The sequence below is a fragment of the Amycolatopsis thermalba genome (assembly GCF_003385215.1).
Classification (GTDB): Bacteria; Actinomycetota; Actinomycetes; order Mycobacteriales; family Pseudonocardiaceae; genus Amycolatopsis_E; species Amycolatopsis_E thermalba.
Map to the genome: position 1 here is coordinate 1 of NZ_PQHW01000126.1, position 19,451 is coordinate 19,451.

The 19,451-nt window shown below is 72.0% G+C and carries 15 protein-coding genes; 7 read left to right on the forward strand and 8 right to left on the reverse strand.

Annotated elements, in window-relative coordinates; translation table 11 throughout:
• Positions 1 to 419 precede the first annotated feature (419 nt).
• Positions 420 to 1,601 carry a sensor histidine kinase gene (locus D0D15_RS31740; protein WP_094003832.1) on the reverse strand — a complete coding sequence of 394 codons (1,182 nt, stop codon included), beginning with the start codon at positions 1,599 to 1,601 and terminating at the stop codon, positions 420 to 422.
• Positions 1,598 to 2,254 carry a response regulator transcription factor gene (locus D0D15_RS31745; protein WP_094003833.1) on the reverse strand — a complete coding sequence of 219 codons (657 nt, stop codon included), beginning with the start codon at positions 2,252 to 2,254 and terminating at the stop codon, positions 1,598 to 1,600. Before D0D15_RS31745 ends, D0D15_RS31740 begins: the two co-directional genes overlap by 4 nt.
• Before the next feature lie 119 nt (positions 2,255 to 2,373).
• On the opposite strand from D0D15_RS31745, the gene D0D15_RS31750 reads away from it, so the two are divergent.
• The 4 genes from D0D15_RS31750 to D0D15_RS31765 are packed head-to-tail and all read left to right on the forward strand — an operon-like array spanning position 2,374 to position 5,811.
• Positions 2,374 to 2,877 (forward strand): hypothetical protein, encoded by a 504-nt coding sequence (locus D0D15_RS31750; protein WP_094003834.1) that lies wholly within the window; start codon positions 2,374 to 2,376, stop codon positions 2,875 to 2,877.
• Complete coding sequence (locus D0D15_RS31755) at positions 2,874 to 3,953, forward strand: efflux RND transporter periplasmic adaptor subunit (protein WP_233157090.1); 1,080 nt, start codon at positions 2,874 to 2,876, stop codon at positions 3,951 to 3,953. Before D0D15_RS31750 ends, D0D15_RS31755 begins: the two co-directional genes overlap by 4 nt.
• The gene (locus D0D15_RS31760) at positions 3,950 to 4,612 is read left to right on the forward strand and encodes an ABC transporter ATP-binding protein (protein WP_094003835.1); all 663 of its coding nucleotides are present in this window, start codon (positions 3,950 to 3,952) and stop codon (positions 4,610 to 4,612) included. The genes D0D15_RS31755 and D0D15_RS31760 overlap by 4 nt, the downstream gene beginning before the upstream one ends.
• Positions 4,609 to 5,811 (forward strand): ABC transporter permease, encoded by a 1,203-nt coding sequence (locus D0D15_RS31765; RefSeq protein ID WP_094003836.1) that lies wholly within the window; start codon positions 4,609 to 4,611, stop codon positions 5,809 to 5,811. The genes D0D15_RS31760 and D0D15_RS31765 overlap by 4 nt, the downstream gene beginning before the upstream one ends.
• 45 nt (positions 5,812 to 5,856) lie before the next feature.
• Here the strand turns inward: D0D15_RS31765 and D0D15_RS31770 are convergent, their stop codons facing one another.
• Positions 5,857 to 6,798, reverse strand: coding sequence for a pyridoxal-phosphate dependent enzyme (locus tag D0D15_RS31770; protein ID WP_094003840.1), 942 nt, complete (start codon positions 6,796 to 6,798; stop codon positions 5,857 to 5,859).
• A 294-nt stretch (positions 6,799 to 7,092) separates the two neighbouring features.
• Positions 7,093 to 8,346: an RNA polymerase sigma factor gene (locus D0D15_RS31775; protein WP_094003837.1), complete on the reverse strand. Its 1,254-nt coding sequence runs from the start codon at positions 8,344 to 8,346 to the stop codon at positions 7,093 to 7,095.
• 185 nt (positions 8,347 to 8,531) lie between these two features.
• Here D0D15_RS31775 and D0D15_RS31780 point away from each other — a divergent pair, with 185 nt between their 5' ends.
• Together D0D15_RS31780 and ligD are read left to right on the forward strand one after the other, a co-directional pair.
• Complete coding sequence (locus D0D15_RS31780; RefSeq protein ID WP_198958131.1) at positions 8,532 to 9,605, forward strand: ATP-dependent DNA ligase; 1,074 nt, start codon at positions 8,532 to 8,534, stop codon at positions 9,603 to 9,605.
• Positions 9,602 to 10,597, forward strand: coding sequence for a non-homologous end-joining DNA ligase (ligD, locus tag D0D15_RS31785; RefSeq protein WP_094003838.1), 996 nt, complete (start codon positions 9,602 to 9,604; stop codon positions 10,595 to 10,597). The genes D0D15_RS31780 and ligD overlap by 4 nt, the downstream gene beginning before the upstream one ends.
• Positions 10,598 to 11,763: 1,166 nt before the next feature.
• Here the strand turns inward: ligD and D0D15_RS31790 are convergent.
• The 4 genes from D0D15_RS31790 to ald form a co-directional block, all read right to left on the reverse strand.
• Entirely contained in the window at positions 11,764 to 15,507 is a 3,744-nt protein-coding gene (locus D0D15_RS31790) for an ABC transporter ATP-binding protein (protein ID WP_162830701.1), read from the reverse strand.
• Between the two features lie 20 nt (positions 15,508 to 15,527).
• Positions 15,528 to 16,409, reverse strand: a complete 882-nt coding sequence (locus D0D15_RS31795) for an ABC-2 transporter permease (protein WP_094008591.1) — start codon at positions 16,407 to 16,409, stop codon at positions 15,528 to 15,530.
• The gene (locus tag D0D15_RS31800) at positions 16,409 to 17,464 is read right to left on the reverse strand and encodes an ABC transporter ATP-binding protein (RefSeq protein ID WP_094008624.1); all 1,056 of its coding nucleotides are present in this window, start codon (positions 17,462 to 17,464) and stop codon (positions 16,409 to 16,411) included. The genes D0D15_RS31795 and D0D15_RS31800 overlap by 1 nt, the downstream gene beginning before the upstream one ends.
• A 274-nt stretch (positions 17,465 to 17,738) precedes the next feature.
• Positions 17,739 to 18,854 carry an alanine dehydrogenase gene (gene ald / locus D0D15_RS31805; RefSeq protein WP_094008592.1) on the reverse strand — a complete coding sequence of 372 codons (1,116 nt, stop codon included), beginning with the start codon at positions 18,852 to 18,854 and terminating at the stop codon, positions 17,739 to 17,741.
• A gap of 156 nt (positions 18,855 to 19,010) precedes the next feature.
• Between ald and D0D15_RS31810 the strand changes: the two genes are divergently transcribed.
• Positions 19,011 to 19,451 (forward strand): MDR/zinc-dependent alcohol dehydrogenase-like family protein (locus tag D0D15_RS31810; protein ID WP_482746743.1); only part of this gene is annotated, 441 nt, incomplete at its 3' end.

A 19,451-nucleotide genomic window follows, 5' to 3' on the forward strand; every position in this document is an offset into this window, starting at 1 on the left:
TGTTGGCTGGGAGATGTGTATAAGGGGCAGTTTCCTGATAGAGCCGGTGGTGATCGGGGTGGTCGCGGGGTGGGCCGGGTTGCGGTGGGGGCTGGTGTCGGCCGTGGTGGTGACCGCGGTGGTGGCGGTACTGGCGCCGGCGCTGCGGGAGGGGCGTGGGTCGTCCGCGCACGACTAGCTCCGGGCGTGCAACGCCTGCGCTGATGCTGACGATCGCCCGGAGCTGCTCCTGGCTCGCCCGGGCGACGGCACTTGACCGTGCCGGTCCTGGGAATCTCCAGCTCCCACGGCTCGATCCCCGACACGGCCGCGTCCATCAGCCCCTGGGCGGACAACGCGACCGGCGTCGTCATCTCCGATGCCGGACACTTCGTCCCGGACGAGCCAGCCCGGCGCCGGTGCGCGCGCGGTGACCGCGTTCATCGAGCCGGCAAGCGCACCGTGACCACGAGTCCGCCGCCCTCGCGGGGGCGCGCCGTCACCGCTCCGTCGTGGGCGCCGGCCACCGAGCGCACGATCGACAGCCCGAGACCGGCGCCCTTCGCCGAGTCCAGGCGCGGTGCGGCGCGGCGGCGGAACGGCTCGAACAGCGCCGGGATCTCCTCCGCGGCCACCACGGGCCCCGTGTTGCTCACCTCGATCTCGGCCTCGTCGCCGCGGGTGCGGGTGCTGATCCGGACCCAGCCGCCCGGCTCGTTGTGCCGGATGCCGTTCTCCACGAGGTTGTGCACCAGCCGTTCGAGCAGCAGCGCGTCGCCCAGGGTGGGGGCTTCCCCCGGCGCGTCGAGGACCGTCACGTTCGCCGCCGTCGCCTGGCCGGCGGTCTGCTCGACGACGTGCGTGACCACGTTGGCGAGGTCGAGCGGGAACCGTTCGGCGACGTGCTCCGACTTCGCCAGCACCAGCAGCCCGCTGATCAGCCGCTCGTGCCGCGAGTTGATCTGCAGCAGCTTCTCGCCCAGCTCCTTGACGTCCGGCGAGGCGCTCCGGCGGTGCATCGCGACCTCGACCAGCGACCGGTTCAGCGTCAGCGGCGTGCGCAGCTCGTGCGAGGCGTTCGCGACGAACCGCCGCTGGCCGTCGAACGACCGGTCCAGTCGCTCGACCATCGTGTTGAACGCCTCCGCCAGGTCCTTCACCTCGTCGTCCGGCCCGCGCAGCGTGATCCGCCGGTGCTGGCGCGGGTCGGCGGAGGCGGCGATGCGGCGGGCCGAGCCGGTGACGCCGTGCAGCGGCGCCAGCACCCGGCCGGCGACCAGCCAGCCGAAGCCGATCGCCAGCGCACCCACCACGACCAACGCGATCGTGCCCTGCACGAGCAGCGAGTGCGCCGCCGCTTCCTTCAGCAACGCGGCCTGCTCACGCGCGACGCGCTCGGCTTCGGAGTCGATGAGCAGGTCGCCCAGGTCGTGCGCGGTGATCACCGGGTCCGTCCCGGGCGCCGGGCTGGTGCGGGTGAGCAGCTTGATCGTGCCGCGCCCGACCTGGGAGTTGAACAACGCGTAGGTGACGCCGAGCAGCACCACACCGCCGGCCAGGAACAGCCCGCCGTAGATGAGCGTGAGCCGCGCCCGCAGGGTGATCCGCCGGGGCCGCCTCACGGGATCCGGTACCCCACGCCGGTCACCGTCTCGACCACCGGCGGGTCGCCGAGCTTGCGGCGCAGCTTGAGGATCGTGAGCCGGACCGCGCCGGTGAACGGGTCGGCGTTCTCGTCCCACGCCTTCTCCAGCAGGAACTCGGCCGACACGGTCGCGCCGTCGGCCCGCAGCAGCTCCGCCAGCACGGCGAACTCCTTTTTGGACAGCGGGACGTACCGGCCGTCGCGGAAGACCTCGTGGCGCGCCGGGTCGAGCGTGATCCCGGCGCGGCTGAGGACCGGCGGCGCGGCCGGGCGCGCGCGGCGGCCGAGCGACAGGATGCGCGCGGCCAGCTCCGGGAACGCGAACGGCTTGGTGAGGTAGTCGTCGGCGCCGATGGTCAGCCCGGCGACGCGGTCGGTGACCTCCGCGGCGGCGGTCAGCATCAGCACGCGCGTCGGTGAGGACGAGGACACCAGCTCGCGGCACACGTCGTCGCCGTGCACGCCGGGCAGGTCCCGGTCCAGGACCACGACGTCGTAGTCGTTGACCGCCAGCCGGTCCAGCGCGCCCCCGCCGTCGTGGGCGACGTCCACCGCGTGCGCGTCCTCCCGCAGCCACTCCGCGATCGCCTCGGCGAGCATCGGCTCGTCCTCCACCACCAGAACCCGCACGTCACCAGCCTGACGGGCGCGGTGTTTCCTCGCCGTTAGCGATCTCGGAAACGCCCGGGAAATGCCTCGCCCCGTTTGATCTCCACCCGTTCGGTCCCGACATTTCGAAGGAGATCCCGATGCGCAAGATACTGGCCGCGTTTCCCGTGGCCCTCGCACTGGCACTCGCCGGGTGCGGTTCCGGCGACGGCGGCGGGGACGGCGTGGCCTCGGCCGGCGGTGCCACGACCACGACCGCCGGCGCGCCGAGCGCGGGCGGAGCGGACATGGGGCTCAAGTTCGCCCAGTGCATGCGCGAGAACGGCGTGCCCATGGACGACCCGGTGGACGGCAAGATCACCATGAAGATCGACGGTTCGATCCCGAAGGAGACCGTCGACAAGGCCCAGGAGGCGTGCCGCCAGTACAACCCGCAGGAGAACGGGGCCGCCAAGTCCGACCCGAAGATGGAACAGGCGGCCCGCGACTTCGCCGTCTGCATGCGGGAGAACGGCGTCGAGGCCTTCCCCGACCCGGAGCCCGGGCAGAAGGGCATCCGCATCGAGGGCAGCTCGGCCTCCGATCCGGACTTCGAGCAGGCGTCGCAGAAGTGCCAGGAAGTGCTCGCGGGGGCCCGCGGATGACCGTGGTGGAACCGCGCCGGCGCGGCCGGGCCCGGGTCTACGCCGTGGTGTTCGTGCTGGTCGTGGCCGTCGCGGGCGGGGCGTGGGCGGTCGTCGCGCGTGGCGACGACGGCGCCGCCCCGGCCGCGGTGGACCTGCCGCCGAGCACGGCGAAGGTCCAGCGGCAGACGCTCGACGACACCCAGACCGAGGACGGTGAACTCGGCTACGGCGCCTCCGCGACGGTGGCGAACCGGTTGCCGGGCACGGTCACCGCGGTTCCGGACAGCGGGTCCGTGATCGGCCGCGGCCAGCCGGTCTTCCGCGTCGACGACAAGCCGGTGACGTTGATGTACGGCGTGATGCCCGCCTACCGCGCGCTGGCCGAGGGCACCGAGGGCGCCGACGTGCGGCAGCTGGAGGAGAACCTCAGCGCGCTGGGCTACACCGGTTTCACGATCGACGACGAGTACAGCTCGGCCACCGCGGACGCCGTCCGGGAGTGGCAGGAGGACCTCGGCCTCGACGAGACCGGTGTGGTCGAGCTGGGCCGGGTCGTCTTCACCCCCGGCGAGATCCGGGTCGACACCGTGGACGCGAGCGCGGGCCAGCCGGCCGCGCCGGGGCAGAAGGTGCTGTCCTACACGGGCACCGCGAAGGCGGTGACCGTCGAGCTGGACCCGTCGGACCAGCGGCTGGCCCAGGAGGGCGCCGCCGTGCAGGTCACGCTGCCCGACGACCGGAAGGTGGCCGGGAAGATCACCGACGTCGCCACCGTGATCGAACCGGCCGGCGGGCAGGGCCAGGAGGCGCAGACCAAGGTCGAGGTCGAAATCGCGTTCGACGACCAGCAGGCCGTGGCGGGCTACGCGCTCGCGTCCGTCGACGTCACCTTCACCGCCGAGAAGCGCGAGAACGTGCTCGCCGTGCCGGTCGCCGCGCTCGTCGCGTTGTCCGAGGGCGGGTTCGGCGTCGAGGTGGTCGAGGGCACCACTACGCGGTACGTGCCGGTGAAGACCGGGTTGTTCGCCGAGGGCAAGGTCGAGGTCAGCGGCGACGGGCTCGCCGAGGGCATGGTCGTGGGGATGCCGAAATGATCTCGCTGACCGACGTGACCAAGCGCTACTCCGGCGTGCTCGCGCTGGCCGGGGTGTCGCTGCGGGTCGAGCCGGGAGAACTGGTCGCGATCGTGGGGCCGTCCGGGTCGGGCAAGTCGACGATGCTCAACGTGCTCGGCACGCTCGACCGGCCCACCTCGGGGAGCGTGCACATCGACGGCCACGACGTGGCGACCCTGTCCGACGCGAAGCTCTCCGCGTTGCGGGCGCGCCGGATCGGGTTCGTGTTCCAGCAGTTCCACCTCGCGGCCGGCACCCCGGCGCTGGACAACGTCGCCGACGGCCTGCTCTACACCGGCCTGCGCGCGGGGGAGCGGCGGCGCCGGGCGGCGGCCGCGCTGGAACGGGTCGGGCTCGGGCACCGCATGGACCACGAGCCGCACGAGCTGTCCGGCGGGGAACGCCAGCGGGTCGCGATCGCGCGGGCCGTCGCGGGCGACCCGCCGCTGCTGCTGGCCGACGAGCCCACCGGCGCGCTCGACTCGGCGTCCGGCGCCGGGGTGATGACGCTGATGCGGGAGCTGAACGAATCCGGCACCACGGTCGTGATCATCACGCACGACCGGGACATCGCGGCGTCGCTGCCGCGGCAGGTGCGGATGCGGGACGGCCGGGTCGTCGAGGAGGTGACGCGATGACCGCCGCGTTGTCCCCGGCCCGGATGTGGCCGCGGGACGTGGTCAAGGTCGGCGCGGTCGGCCTGCGGACCCGCCCGACGCGCGCGTTCCTGTCCGCGCTGGGGATCGCGATCGGCATCGCCGCGATGGTCGCGGTGGTCGGGATCTCGTCGTCGTCGCGGGCCGAGCTGGACCGGACGCTGGCGGCGCTGGGCACCAACCTGCTCACCGTGTCGCCCGGCACCACCATGACCGGTGAGGCGGCGCAGCTGCCGGAGACGGCGGAGGCGATGGTCGCGCGGATCGGGCCGGTGGAGTCGGTGTCGGCGATCGCCCGGCTGGCCGACGCGAAGGTCTACCGCACGGACAAGATCCCCGAGGCGCAGACCAACGGGCTCGCCGCCTACGCGGCCCGGCTGGACCTCCCGGCGACGACCGGTGCGCGGATGCGCAGCGGAACCTGGCTCAACGAAGCCACGAGCGGCTATCCGGCGGTCGTGCTCGGCTCGTCCGCGGCCGAGCGGCTGGGCATCTCGCACGCCGGGCCGGACGTCCAGGTGCTGGTCGGCGGGCGCTGGTTCGCCGTGGTCGGGATCCTCGAACCGGCGGCGCTGGCGCCCGAGCTGGATTCGGCCGCGCTGGTCGGCTGGGAGGTGGCGGCGAGCGAGCTGCGGTTCGACGGGCTGCCCACCACGATCTACACGCGCTCGCAGGACGCGCAGGTCCCGGCGGTGCAGTCGGTGCTGGGGGCGACCGCGAACCCGGCGGCGCCGAACGAGGTCGAGGTGTCCCGGCCCTCGGATGCCCTGGCCGCGCAGCAGGCGGCGGGTGAGGCGTTCACCGGGCTGCTGCTCGGGCTGGGTGCGGTGGCGCTGCTCGTCGGCGGGGTCGGGGTGGCGAACACGATGGTGATCTCGGTGCTGGAACGGCGCGCGGAGATCGGCCTGCGGCGCTCGCTCGGTGCGACGCGCGGGCAGATCCGGACCCAGTTCCTGGCCGAGTCGCTGCTGCTGTCCGCGCTCGGTGGGCTCGGCGGGGCGGTGCTGGGGAGCGTGGTGACCGTCGGCTACGCGGTCTACCAGTCGTGGCCGGTGGTGGTGCCGCTGTGGGCAGTGGCCGGCGGGGCCGCGGCGACGCTCGTGATCGGCGGGATCGCCGGACTGTACCCGGCGATCCGCGCGTCCTGCTTGTCGCCGACGGAGGCGCTGGCGACGCCGTGACGCCGAGGCGGGTGCCGTTCGCCGGGGGCGGCACCCGCCTCGCCGTCAGCCGAGCAGCTCGCGGAAGCGGTCGACGCCGATGTTGCCGCCGGAGAGGATGACACCGACCCGGCCGGTGAAGCCGCCCTTGAGCAGCCCGGCGAGGGAGGTCGCGCCGCTCGGTTCGAGGACGATCTTGAGCCGCTCGAACGCGAACCGCATCGCCTCGCGGATCTCGTCGTCGCTGACCAGGACGATGTCGTCGACCAGGCGCTGGTTGACGGAGAAGGTCAGCTCGCCGGGGACGTCGGCGAGCAGCCCGTCGGCGATGGTCCGGGCGACCGGGATCCGCACGCGCTCGCCCTGGCGGAGGGAGAGCTGCGTGTCGTTGGCGTGCTCGGGCTCGACGCCGATCACCCGGATGCCGGGGTGCAGGCCCTTGGCCGCGGTGGCGCTCCCGGCCATCAGCCCGCCGCCGCCGATCGGGGCGATGAGGGTGTCCAGCTCGCCGGTCTCTTCGAGGAGTTCCAGCGCGGCGGTGCCCTGACCGGCCATGACGTGCGGGTGCTCGTAGGGCGGGATGAGGGTCAGGCCGCGGTCCGCGGCGAGCTGGTTGCCGATCGCGACGCGGTCGCCGGTGTAGCGGTCGTAGGTGACGACCTCGGCGCCGTAGCCGCGGGTGGCGTCCACCTTGGTGGACGGGGTGTCCTCGGGCATCAGGATGACGGCCTTCGCGCCGGCCAGCTTGGCCGCGAGGGCGACCGCCTGGGCGTGGTTGCCGGACGAGTACGCGGCGACGCCCTTGCTGAGCTGCTCGGGTGTCAGGTGGGAGATCGCGTGGTAGGCCCCGCGGAACTTGAAGGCGCCGATGCGCTGGAAGTTCTCGGCCTTGAGGAACGCGGTGGTGCCGGTGCGCTGGTCGAGGGTGGCGGAGGTCAGGACAGGCGTCCGATGAGCGACACCGTCGATCCGCTTGGCGGCGCTCCGGATGGCTTCGAGATCGAGCATGAGGACCATCTTATACGAGGTGTCTAGGGGTTGGACGGATCGTCGAAATTGGGGCGGTGCTCTTCGTCTGTCTGGCGTCACCTCTGAAGACCAAGGGATGTCCTCGCCGGACGGGCAGGCTCCGGGATGACGGGGGATCGTTGTCGGCTCGCCTTTTCGAGGTGGTCGCTGGGTGGTCATCCCGTCGCCTTCCGGTTTGGGTGTATCACTTTGAGCTAGGCCCGCAAGGTTGCGTTGTCGGGCGGCGATTGGCGGCCTGGGTTGCGGGCCTGGCTCAAAGTGATCGTTGCGGTGTCAGGCGACGGGATGACCACCCAGCTCTTCGGGTGTAGGGCATGCCGCTGCGCGGCGTTGCAGGTAGCGCTGCTCGGGCAGGCTCGTGGTGCGTTTTGCGGCTCGCTGGTATTCCTCGCGGGCCTGTTCGTGTTCTCCGGCGCGTTCCAGCAGGTGGGCGCGGACCGCGTGCAGGCGGTGGTGTTCGGTCAGGCGGGCGTCCTCGGTCAGCGGGTCCAGCAGTGCCAGCCCGGCTCGCGGGCCCGACGTCATCGCCACGGCCACCGCCTTGTTCAGGGTGACCATCGGGTTCGGGGCCACCCGCTCCAGCAGCTGGTACAGCGCCACGATCTGCGGCCAGTCCGTCTCCTCGTCGCTCGGCGCCTCGTCGTGGACGGCGGCGATCGCGGCCTGCAGCTGGTACGCGCCGAGCCGCCGGGTCTTCGCCAAGGCCTCGCTGACCAGGGCGACTCCCTCGTCGATCAGGGCGCGGTCCCAGCGGCTCCGGTCCTGTTCGGACAGTGGAACCAGCTCACCGCCGACGCTGCGGGCGGCGCGGCGGGCGTGGGTCAGCAGCATCAGCGCCAGCAGGCCCGCGACCTCCCAGTCCGACGGCAACAGCCGCCGCACCAGGCGGGTCAGCCGGATCGCCTCGGTGGCCAGGTCGTCGCGCTGCAGGTCGGGTCCGGTGGTCGCTGTGTAGCCCTCGTTGAACATCAGGTACAGCACGTGCAGCACTGCGTCGAGCCGCTCGTCCCGGTCCTCCGCCGGCGGCAGCGCGAACCGGGCGCCCTTCACCTTCTGCTTGGCCCGGCTGATCCGCTGGGCCATCGTCGCCTCGGGGACGAAGAACGCCTTCGCGATCTCGGCCGTCGTCAGGCCACCCACGGCCCGCAGCGTCAACGCGATCCGCGACGGCGCCGACAACGACGGGTGGCAGCACAGGAACAGCAGGGTGAGCGTGTCGTCCGCGTCGCCCGGGCCGCGTTCGTCCGCGCCCGGCGCGACCAGCAGTGCCGCCGGGGTGGCGAGCAGGTCCTCGTCCTCCCGGCGACGCCGCGCGCTGTCGCTGCGCATCCAGTCGGTCAGGCGCCGTGTCGCGACCGTCAGCAGCCACCCGCGCGGGTTGTCCGGCACGCCGGCCTTGGCCCACTGCGTCGACGCGGCGAGCAGCGCCTCCTGCACCGCGTCCTCACACGTGTCGAGCCCGCCGTAGCGGCGCATGAGGATCGCCAGCACCTGCGGCGCCAGCTCGCGGAGCAGGTCCTCGGTCATCCCTGGCCGCCGGGCAGCACCGGCCACACCTCGACCTGCCGGAACGCGCCGAGCAGCTCGCCGGTCGCGGAGTTCTTCATGCGCGTCATCCTTCCTGATCGCCCGTCCGTCGGAAGGAGGTACGGAGCGGGCCGTCTTCCCTCGACACGGCGCGCGAGGAATTTTTCCGGCCTAGAGTTCTCGATGTGGACCTGCCCGTGATGCCGCCGGTCAAGCCGATGCTGGCGAAGGCCGTGCACGAGATGCCCCGCGAACCCGGGCTGCACTACGAGCCGAAGTGGGACGGGTTCCGCTGCGTCGTGTTCCGCGACGGTGCCGAGGTCGAGTTGGGCTCCCGCAACGACCGGCCCCTGACCAGGTACTTCCCCGAGCTGGTCGACCTGCTCAAGGCCGCGTTGCCGCAGCGGTGCGTGGTCGACGGCGAGATCGTCATCGTCACCCGCGACGGCCTCGACTTCGACAACCTCCAGCTCCGCCTGCACCCCGCCGCGTCCCGCGTGCGGAAGCTGGCCGAGGAGACGCCGGCGAGTTTCGTGGCTTTCGACGTGCTCGCGCTCGACCACGCCGACCTCACCGGCGAGCCGTTCCGCCGCCGCCGGCACGTCCTCGAAGGGGTGCTCGACGACTCGCTCGCCCGGGTGCACCTGACCCCGATGACGCAGGACCCGGACGTCGCGCAGGACTGGTTCACCCGGTTCGAGGGCGCCGGGTTCGACGGGGTGATGGCCAAGCCCGGGGACCTGCCGTACGAGCAGGACAAGCGCGTGATGTGGAAGGTCAAGCACGAGCGCACCGCGGACTGCGTGGTGGCCGGGTTCCGCTGGCACAAGGACGGCAACGGGATCGGGTCGCTGCTGCTCGGGCTGTACGACGCCGACGGGCGCCTGCAGCACATGGGTGTGGCCAGCAGCTTCACCGCCGCGCGGCGCCGTGAGCTGGTCGACGAGCTGGCGCCGCTGCGGGAGGGGGCGATGGAGGACCACCCGTGGCGGGAGTGGGCGTCGTTCGAGATGGACGGCAGGCGGGTGCCGGGCGCGCAGAGCCGGTGGAACGCGGGCAAGGACCTGTCGTGGGAGCCGGTGCGGATCGAGCTGGTCGCCGAGGTGCGTTACGACCACCTGCAGGCGGGCCGCTTCCGCCACGCGACGCGCCTGGTGCGGTTCCGGCCCGATCGGACGCCCGGGTCGTGCCGGTACGACCAGCTGGAAGAGGTGCCGCCGGCGGAGCTGACCGCCCTGTTCAGCGAGGTGAGAGCGTGAGCGCCGTCCCCATCGAGGGCACCGAGGTCACCATTTCGTCGCCGGACAAGGTCTACTTCACCGAGCGGGGCGAGACGAAGCTCGATCTGGTGCGTTACTACCAGGCGGTCGAGGGGCCGCTGATGAACACGCTGCGGGACCGGCCGTTGCTGCTGGAGCGCTACCCGGACGGGGCGAGCGGCAAGTCGTGGTTCCAGAAGCGCGTCCCGAAGTCGACGCCGTCCTGGGTGCGGACGACGGTCGTGTCGACCCCCAACGGCACGACTTCCGATGCGCTGGTGGCGGCTGATCTGGCGCACATCCTGTGGGCGGTGAACCTGGGTTGCATCGGGTTCCACGTGTGGCCGTACCGCGCTTCGGCGCCGGATTTCGCCGATGAGCTGCGGATCGACCTGGACCCGTCGCCGGGGGTGGGCTTCGAGCAGGTCCGCGAGGCGGCGGTGCTGACGAAGGAGCTGCTGGACTCGCTGGGGATCACGGCGTACGTCAAGACCACCGGGTCTCGGGGCCTGCACGTCTACGTCGCGCTGGAACCACGGTGGGATTCGTACGCTGTCCGTGCCGCGGCGGTGGCATTGGCGCGTGAACTGGAGCGGCGGCACCCGGATCTGATCACGGCGCAGTGGTGGAAGGAGGAGCGGGGCGCGCGGGTCTTCGTGGACTTCAACCAGAACGCGCCGCACAAGACGGTGTTCGGCGCGTGGTGCGTGCGACCGCGCGCCGGGGGCCAGGTCTCGACACCGATTTCCTGGGACGAGCTGTCCACTGTGGAGCCGGCCGAGCTGACGCTGTCGACGGTGCCGGAGCTGGTCGCACGCCGGGGCGACCCGTGGGCGGAGATGGGCGCGCGGCCGCAGTCCATCGAGGCGCTGCTGGAGATGTCGGAGCGCGACATGGCAGCGGGGCTGATGGACGCGCCGTGGCCGCCGGTGTACCCAAAGCAGCCGAACGAGCCACCAAGGGTAGCCCCAAGCAGGGCGAAGAAGGGTTAGGGAGGGAGCTGGCGGCCGGCAAGGCAACCGACTACGCGCCAGTCCTCCCCAGCATCGGGAACCGGCGGCCGGCACCACAAGCGGCCCGGCACTCAGCTGACCGCGCGGCAGCCCTGCGAACCGCAGCCCGGCAACGCAAGTGGACCGACTACACGCCAGGGCCGCGCGGCAGCCCTGCGCTACCGGCGGCCGGCAACGCGAGTGGCCCGGCACTCAGCTGACCGCGCGGCAGCCCTGCGAACCGCAGCCCGGCAACGCAAGTGGACCGACTACACGCCAGGGCCGCGCGGCAGCCCTGCGCTACCGGCGGCCGGCAACGCGAGTGGCCCGGCACTCAGCTGACCGCGCGGCAGCCCTGCGAACCGCAGCCCGGCAACGCAAGTGGACCGACTACACGCCAGGGCCGCGCGGCAGCCCTGCGCTACCGGCGGCCGGCAACGCGAGTGGCCTGGCACTCAGCTGGCCGCGCGGCAGCCCTGCGAACCGCAGCCCGGCAACGCAAGTGGACCGACTACACGCCAGGGCCGCGCGGCAGCCCTGCGCTACCGGCGGCCGGCAACGCGAGTGGCCTGGCACTTAGCTGGCCGCGCGGCAGCCCTGCGAACCGCAGCCCGGCAACGCAAGTGGACCGACTACACGCCAGGGCCGCGCGGCAGCCCTGCGCTACCGGCGGCCGGCAACGCGACAGCACCGACTACCCCAACCAGACCTCCCCCGCCCCCGATCCACAGCCGGTCTTTGGTCGCCGATCAGGCGTGTCAAGGTACTCTTTCCCGCCTTGACACGCCTGCTCGGCGACTGAAACACAATCAGGCATCGGGGGCGGGGGTGGTCGGAAGGTGACCGTTCGGCGCCGTGAGGCGCTTCCCGCCCGCAGGGCGGACTCCCCGCCTGCCCAAAAGCAAGACTAAAGATCAAAAGATGTCCTCGCCGGACGGGCAGGCTCCGGGATGACGGGGGACCGTTGTCGGCTCACCTCGGGCAGGTGGTCGCTGGGTGGTCATCCCGTCGCCTTCCGGTTTGTGCATATCACCTTGAGCCAGGGCCGCAAGGTTGGCATGGTCGGCCGCCGGTTGGCGGCCCGGGTTGCGGCCCTGGCTCAAGGTGATCGTCACGTGTCAGGCGACGGGATGACCACCCAGCTACCTTGGGTTCAACGCGCGGCGCTACGCGCCTGTTTGCCATAGGCGGGCGTAGTGGCCGTTGGCCGCCAACAACTCCTCGTGCGTGCCCTGTTCCACGATGCGTCCGTGGTCCAGCACCACGATCCGGTCCGATCTGGCCGCCGTTGCCAGGCGGTGGGCCACCACGAAAGTCGTTCGGCGCTTGGCGACCGTTTCCGTTGCCGCCAGGACCGCCGCCTCCGTGGACGGGTCCAGGGCGGCCGTTGCCTCGTCCAACAACAGCACGTCCGGGTCCACCAGTTCCGCGCGGGCCAGCGCGACCAGTTGCCGCTGCCCCGCCGACAACGACCGGCCCCGTTCGCCCACCGGCTGGTGGAAGCCCTGCGGCAGTGCGGCGATCGCGTCGACCGCGCCCACCGCGCGCACCGCGGCCTCGACCTCCGCGTCCGACGCCGACGGGTCGCCGTACCGGACGTTGTCGGCCACCGTGCCGGAGAACAGGTGCGCCTCCTGCGGCACCACGCCCATCCGCCGGTGCAGGCCGGCCAGGTCGTAGTCCCGGACGTCGACCCCGTCGATGCTCACCTTGCCACTCGTCGCGTCGTAGAAGCGCGCCGCCAGTTTGACCACTGTAGACTTCCCGGCGCCGGTCGAGCCGACCAGGGCGACCGTCTCGCCCGGCGACACCTTCAGCGAAACATCCGTCAGGGCCAGGGTTTCCGTGCCCGTGTAGGAGAAGTCGACCGCGTCGAACGCGACCTCGCCGCGCAGCCGCTCGGGCACCGGCACCGGATCCGCGGGCGGCGGCACCGACGTCGGCGTCCGCAGCAGGTCGCCGATCCGGTGCAGGCCGACCTTCGCCTGCTGGTAGCTGTCGAACACCGACGACAACTGCTGGATCGGCGAGAAGAACAGGTTCAGGTACAGCAGGAACGCCAGCAGCACACCGACCGACAGCGTGCCGTTCGCGACCCGGCTCGCGCCCGCCACCAGCACGACCGCCTCCGCCACCCCGGACAGCAGCGTCACGAACGGGAAGTACGTCGCCACGTACCGCTGGGCCCGCAGCCGCGACCGCCGGTACGCGTCGCTGCGGGACGCGAAGTCCTCGGCCGACCGCTCCTCCCGGCTGTACGCCTGCGCGACCCGCAGACCGCTCACGTTCTCCTGCATGTCGGCGTTCACGACGCTGACCTTCTCGCGCGCCTCGGTGTAGGCCGCGCTGGACAGCCGCCGGAAGATCACCGTCGCGATCACCAGCACCGGCACCACGGACAACGCGTACAGCGCCAGGGACACGTCGGTGATCAGCAGCGCCCCGGTGATCCCGACCAGTGTCAGCGCGCTGATCACCGCCTGCGCGACACCGGTCTGCAGGAACGTCGACAACGCGTCCACGTCCGTCGTCATGCGCGTCATGATCTTGCCGGACAGCTCGCGTTCGTAGTAGTCGAGCCCGAGCCGCTGCAGGTGCGCGTAGCTGCGGACGCGCAGCGAGTACAGCACCGTCTCACCGGCCCGCGCGGTGAGCCGCGTCTGCGCCGCGATCACGAGCCAGTCCACCGCGATGATCACCGCGCCGATCCCGGCGCACAACCACACCACCCACGCCAGACCCGGCCGCACCCCGTGGTCGACGCCCTGCTGGTACAGCGTGGGCAACGCGATCGACGCCGCCGCGTCCAGCCCGACCAGCAGCACCGCGGCGATCAGCAGCCCGCGCACCGGACGCAACGCCGAGCCGAGGCGGAACCGCGGATCCGGCTGGGTGACCGCGTCCGGGGCCAGCGCCGGTTCGTCCGTCGCGGGTGGCAGCTTGCGCACGCCCTCCAGCAGCTCGGCCGTGGGCGGCGCGTTGAGCGCGCTGCCGGGGCCCATGCCGCCGCCGGGCATCGGTGGCGGCGCGTTCCGCTGCCGCGCCGACTCGGCCATCTCGTCGACCGAGTCCCGCTCGCCGGTCTCCGGCCACAGCGCGGGCGTGGTCCCGGTCTCCGGGCTGGCCACGCAGTCCCGCTTGTGCACGTTCTCCACGCCCTCGCCGGGCCCGGCGATGAGCTCGCGGAACAGCTCGCAGCGCGCCGCCAGTTCGTCGTAGGTGCCGACGTCGACCACACGGCCCGCGTCGAGCACCGCGATCCGGTCGGCCAGCGACAGCGTCGACTTGCGGTGCGCGATCAGCAGCGTCGTGCGGGTCGCGGTGACCGAGCGCAGCGTCTCGTAGATGGCCGCCTCGGTGACCGTGTCCACCGCGGACGTCGCGTCGTCCAGGATCAGCACGCGCGGATCGGTCAGCAGCGCCCGCGCCAGGCCGAGCCGCTGCCGCTGACCACCCGACAGCGTCAGCCCGCGTTCACCGACCTGGGTGGCGTAGCCGTCGGGCAGCTCGGAGATGAAGTCGTGCGCCTCGGCCGCCTTCGCCGCGGCGATCACCTCCTCGTCGCTGGCGTCCGGGCGGCCGTAGGCGATGTTGTCGCGGATCGACGTGGAGAACAGGAACGCCTCCTCGAACACCACGCCGATCGCCTGACGCAGATCCGTCAGCTTCACGTCCCGCACGTCGCAACCGCCGAGCCGGACGCTGCCCGAATGCGCGTCGTAGAACCGGGGCAGCAGCAGCGAGATCGTCGACTTGCCGGAGCCCGCGGTGCCGACCAGCGCCAGCGTCTCGCCGGGTTCCGCGCGCAGGCTCAGCCCGTCCAGCACCGGTTCCGAGCGCGTGTACCCGAACCGCACGTCGTCCAGCTCGATGCTCAGCGGCCCCTCCGGCAGCGGCTCCGGGTCCACCGGGTCGGTGACCTCGGGCTGGGCGTCCACCAGCTCGTACACGCGTTCCGCGCCCGCCCGCGTCAGCTGGGCCTGCACCACCAGCGCCGACATCATCCGGGCCGGCCCGATCAGGCCGGAGACGTAGCTGGCGAACGCGAGGAACGTGCCGAGGGTGACCTGCCCGTTGAGCGCCAGGATGCCGCCGAAGGCCAGCACGGCGACCTGCCCGGCCGCGGGCAGCGCGGACGTCGTCGCCGTGGGCACCGCCGCCAGCCGGGCCGCGCGCAGCCGCTCGGCGAACAGCCGCCGCGCGGTCTTCTCCAGCCGCGCGACCTCCCGGGCCTCCTGCCCGAAGCCCTTCACGACGCGGACACCGGTGACGGTCTCCTCGACGTGCTGCGCGACGTCCGCCGCCCGCTGCTGCGCCGACCAGGTGGCCGGGAACAGGCGTTTGCGGGCCAGGCCGGCGACGATCGCCACCGCGGGCACCACGATCAGCGCGATCACCGTCAGGCCGGGCGACATCCACAGCATCGCGGCCACCGAGAACACCGCGAACACGACCGAACCCGCCGACAGCGGCACCACGAACAGCAGCGACACCACCAGCTGCAGGTCGGTGATCGCGCGGGACACCACCTGGCCGGTGCGCAGCGAGTCCTGCTTGCCACCGTCCAGGCGGGACACCGAGTCGAACACCCGCTGGCGCAGGTCGTGCTGCACGTCCAGCGCGAGCCGCCCGCCCAGGTAGCGCCGGACGAACGCGGTGCCGAACATGAGCAGCTGGACCCCGATCAGCCCGCCGACGAGCAGACCCAGCCGCCCGGTCTGCGACGCCACCGCGTCGTCGACGGCGACCTTCACCAGCAACGGGCTCGCGGCCTGCAGGCCGACGCTGAACACAGCCGCGGCCATCGACGAGACGACCAGGACCGGATGCCGCCAGCAGGCCGCGGCCAGCCGGCGAATCCATCCGGTCCCGGGGTTCTCGTCAGTGCGTGGTGGTCGTGCAGTCACCACGCCAGGTTATGCGTGCCCGCCTACGTGATGTCGCGGCGCTGGTTGGAGGCCCATCCGCCCATGAAGAACACCATGGTCCAGGCGAGGAACACCAGCGCGGCGGCCCACCAGGAGATGACGCCCGGCGCGCCGGCGGCCAGCTGCAGGCCCAGCTTGTCCCAGTGCTCGACACCGCCAGGCAGGTTGATCGAGCTGATCCCGAACGCCTCGGCCGCGATGCCGCCGACGATGCCGTTCGCGGTGCTGTTCGGCAGGATCGCGCCGAAGATGTCGCTGGTGTTCCACAACGCGATGACCAGCACGTTCTCCACGATCAGGAACCAGCCGATCAGCAGGATGACCGCCAGCACGACCTTGTTCAGCACCGCGCCGAAGCCGATGCCGAACAGCGTCACCAGCGCGTAGGCCAGCACGGTCCCGCCGAGCGCGGCGAGCCATTCGCCGCCGCTGGGCAGCCGGTCGCCGTCGACGGTGATGACGGTCGCCAGCGCCGCGACCGCGAAGCTGAGCAGCCCGTACAGCGCGCCCCACAGGATGTAGGTGATCATCTTCGCGGTCAGCGCGGACACCCGGTTCGGCGCCGTCAGGAACGTCGTCGTGATCGTCTTGCTGCTGTACTCACCGGCCAGGGCGAACACGCCGAAGATCGCCGGGATCAGCTGCGCGATGTTCACGCCGTGGGCGATGCTGAGCAGCCCGACCGGCAACGCGTCGGCGGGCAGCCCGGCCTGCTCGGCGATGATCCGCGCGGTGCCGCTGCCGATGTAGTCGGCGAAGTCGTTGGTGATCTTGCCCCAGACGTACGACATCCAGAACGCGACCAGCACCAGCGGGATGATCAGGATCCACCAGGTGTTGAGGCTGAGCGTCTTGCGGAACTCCGCCTTGATCAACCGGCCCATCAGCCCTGTCCTCCCCAGCCGCCGTGGCCCTGTTGCGGCGGTGCTTGCTGGTACTGCTGCTGCGGTGGGTATCCGGGCGGCGGCGGGCCGCCCCAGCCGCCCTGCTGCGGCATCCCCGCGTACTGCGCTCCCGGGTACTGGGCTCCTGGGTACTGGGGGCTGGTCAGCTGGAAGAACAGCTTCTCCAGGTCCGCCCGCTCCTCCTCGATGCCGTAGACCGCGATCCCGGACTTCGCGACCAGGTCACCGATCTGCTGGCGGGTCGCGCCGATCACCGCCACGCGCCCGTCCGGCGTCGGCTCCACCTGCGTGAACCCGGCCTCTTGAAGCGCTTTCACGAGCGCGTTCGCGTCCGCGGCCTGCACGAGCACCCGCGACTGCTGGCTGCTGCGCAACTGGTCCAGCGGGCCGTAGTAGCGCGTGACGCCGTGGCTGATGATGACGACCTGGTCGATCGTCTGCTCCACCTCCGACAGCAGGTGGCTCGACACCAGCACGGTGCGGCCCTCCCGGGCGTAGGCGCGCAGGAAGTTGCGCAGCCACACGATGCCCTCCGGGTCGAGGCCGTTGGCCGGCTCGTCCAGCACGAGCACCTGCGGGTTGCCGAGCAGCGCGGTCGCCAGGGCGAGCCGCTGCCGCATGCCCAGCGAGAACCCGCCGGCGCGGCGGTCCGCGGCGCCGGAGAGCCCGACCAGGCCCAGCACCTCCTCGACGCGCTGGTCCGGCGCGCCGATCGCGGCGGCGTACACCTTCAGGTGGTTGCGCGCGGAGCGCTTGGGGTGGAAGCCCTCGTTCTCCAGGACCGCGCCCACGACCTGCGCCGGGTTGCCCAGCTGCTGGTAGGGGCGGCCGTTGATGGTGGCGACGCCCGCCGACGGCGTGACCAGGCCCAGCAACATGCGCAGCGTGGTCGTCTTGCCCGCGCCGTTGGGGCCGAGGAAGCCGGTGACCGAGCCGGGGCGGACCTCGAAGCTCAGGTTCTGCACCGCGGCGACCGGCCCGAAGTGTTTGCTCAGGTTCTGCACGAATATCCGGCCGCTGCCGTCGTGTTGCATGTGCGCCCCTCCCGGCCCGGTGAACTTGATCGCGGGCACATAGTGCCCTACCGGGGTCCGGTCCAACCCGTCCGGGTGCCGCGTGTCGGGGAGGGTGTGCACTAAGGGGCGGCCCGCTCAACCAGCCTGGGGGTCACTGGGAGCGGGCCGCCACGAACAAGTTTAGGTGGTATCTCCGGACTTCGCTTACGCGGGGGCCCATGTTGGTCTGAAAACTTATTCACGTGTTGGGTCCTGGGGCGGGCGGTCCCTGGCGACGGGACCGCCCGCCGGGTCAGGCGAGGGCCTCGGCCAGCGGCGTGTGCGGCAGGTCGTGGGCCTGCGCGACCGGCGCGTTCGTCAGCGCGCCCGCGTGCGCGTTGAGGCCCAGCGACAGCGGCCCGTTGGCCCGCAGCGCGGCCTGCCAGCCGTGGTCGGCCAGCTGGACGGCGTAGGGGAGCGTGACGTTGGTCAGGGCGTAGGTGCTCGTGCGCGGGACCGCGCCGGGCATGTTGGCCACGCAGTAGAAGACCGAGTCGTGCACCGTGTAGGTCGGGTCGTCGTGCGTCGTCGGGTGCGAGTCGGCGAAGCAGCCGCCCTGGTCGATCGCGATGTCCACCAGCACGCTGCCCGGCCGCATGCGCGCGACCAGGTCGGTGGAGACGAGCTTCGGCGCCCGCGCGCCGGGCACCAGCACCGCGCCGATCACCAGGTCGGCCTCCAGCACGGCCTGCTCGACGGCGAAGGCGTTCGAGGTGACGGTGCGGATGCGGCCGGCGAAGTCGTGGTCGATCTGACGCAGGCGGTCCACATTGGTGTCCAGGATCTCGACGTCGGAGCCCAGACCCAGCGCGATGCGGGCGGCGTTGAGGCCCGCGACACCGCCGCCGATGACGACCACCCGGGCCGGGTGCACGCCGGGCACGCCGCCGGGCAGTACGCCGCGCCCGCCGCTGGGCTTCATCAGCGAGTGGGCGCCGACCTGCGGCGCGAGCCGTCCGGCGACCTCGGACATCGGGGCCAGCAGCGGCAGCGCGCCGCTCGGCTGCTGCACGGTCTCGTAGGCGATCGCGGTTGTGCCCGCGTCCAGCAGGGCCTGCGTCAGCGGGCGGTCCGCGGCGAGGTGCAGGTAGGTGAACAGCACCTGGTCGCGGCGCAGCCGGGGGTACTCCTCGGCGATCGGCTCCTTGACCTTGAGGACCATCTCGCCCTCGGCCCAGACGTCCTCGGCGGTGGCCAGGATCTTCGCGCCGGCGGAGACGTACTCGTCGTCGCTGATGGCGGATCCGGTGCCGGCGCCGGTTTCGATGAAGACCTCGTGGCCGCGGGACGTCAGCTCGTGCACCCCGGCCGGGGTCACGGCGACGCGGTATTCGTGCTTCTTGACCTCGCGGGGGACGGCGATGCGCACTGCTTCCTCCTGCATCTGGCGAACGTGGTGCTGACCACGGTGAACCACCCGGATAGCGGTGTCATCGTGCCTCGCCGACAATTCTCCGCCGCGTGGATGGTGTCCGCAGGACAAGGTGTTGACCTCCACCTTGGTGGAGATCGCAGGATGATCGTCATGAGAGCGGTGTGGTTGAAGGAGTTCGGCGGGCCCGAGGTGCTCGTCGCGGGGGAGGCGCCGGATCCGGTGCCCGGGCCCGGGCAGGTGCTCATCGGTGTGACGTTCGTCAACACGACGTTCGTGGAGACGCAGTTCCGGGCGGGGATGCCCGGGCCGTTCCGCGCGGAGCTGCCGGTGATCCCGGGAAACGGCGTCGGCGGGGTGGTGCTGTCCGGGCCGTCCGAGCTGGTGGGGGCGCCGGTGGTGACGAGCCTGAACGGGTCGGGCGGGTACGCCGAGCGGGTCGTGGTGGACGCGGCGGCGCCGTTCCGCGTGCCGGACGGCCTGGCGCTGGACGACGCGGTGGCGCTGCTGGCCGACGGCCGCACCGCGACGGCGCTGATCCGCGCGGCGGGGGTGTCGGCCGGGGAGCGGGCGCTGGCGGAGGCCGGCGCGGGC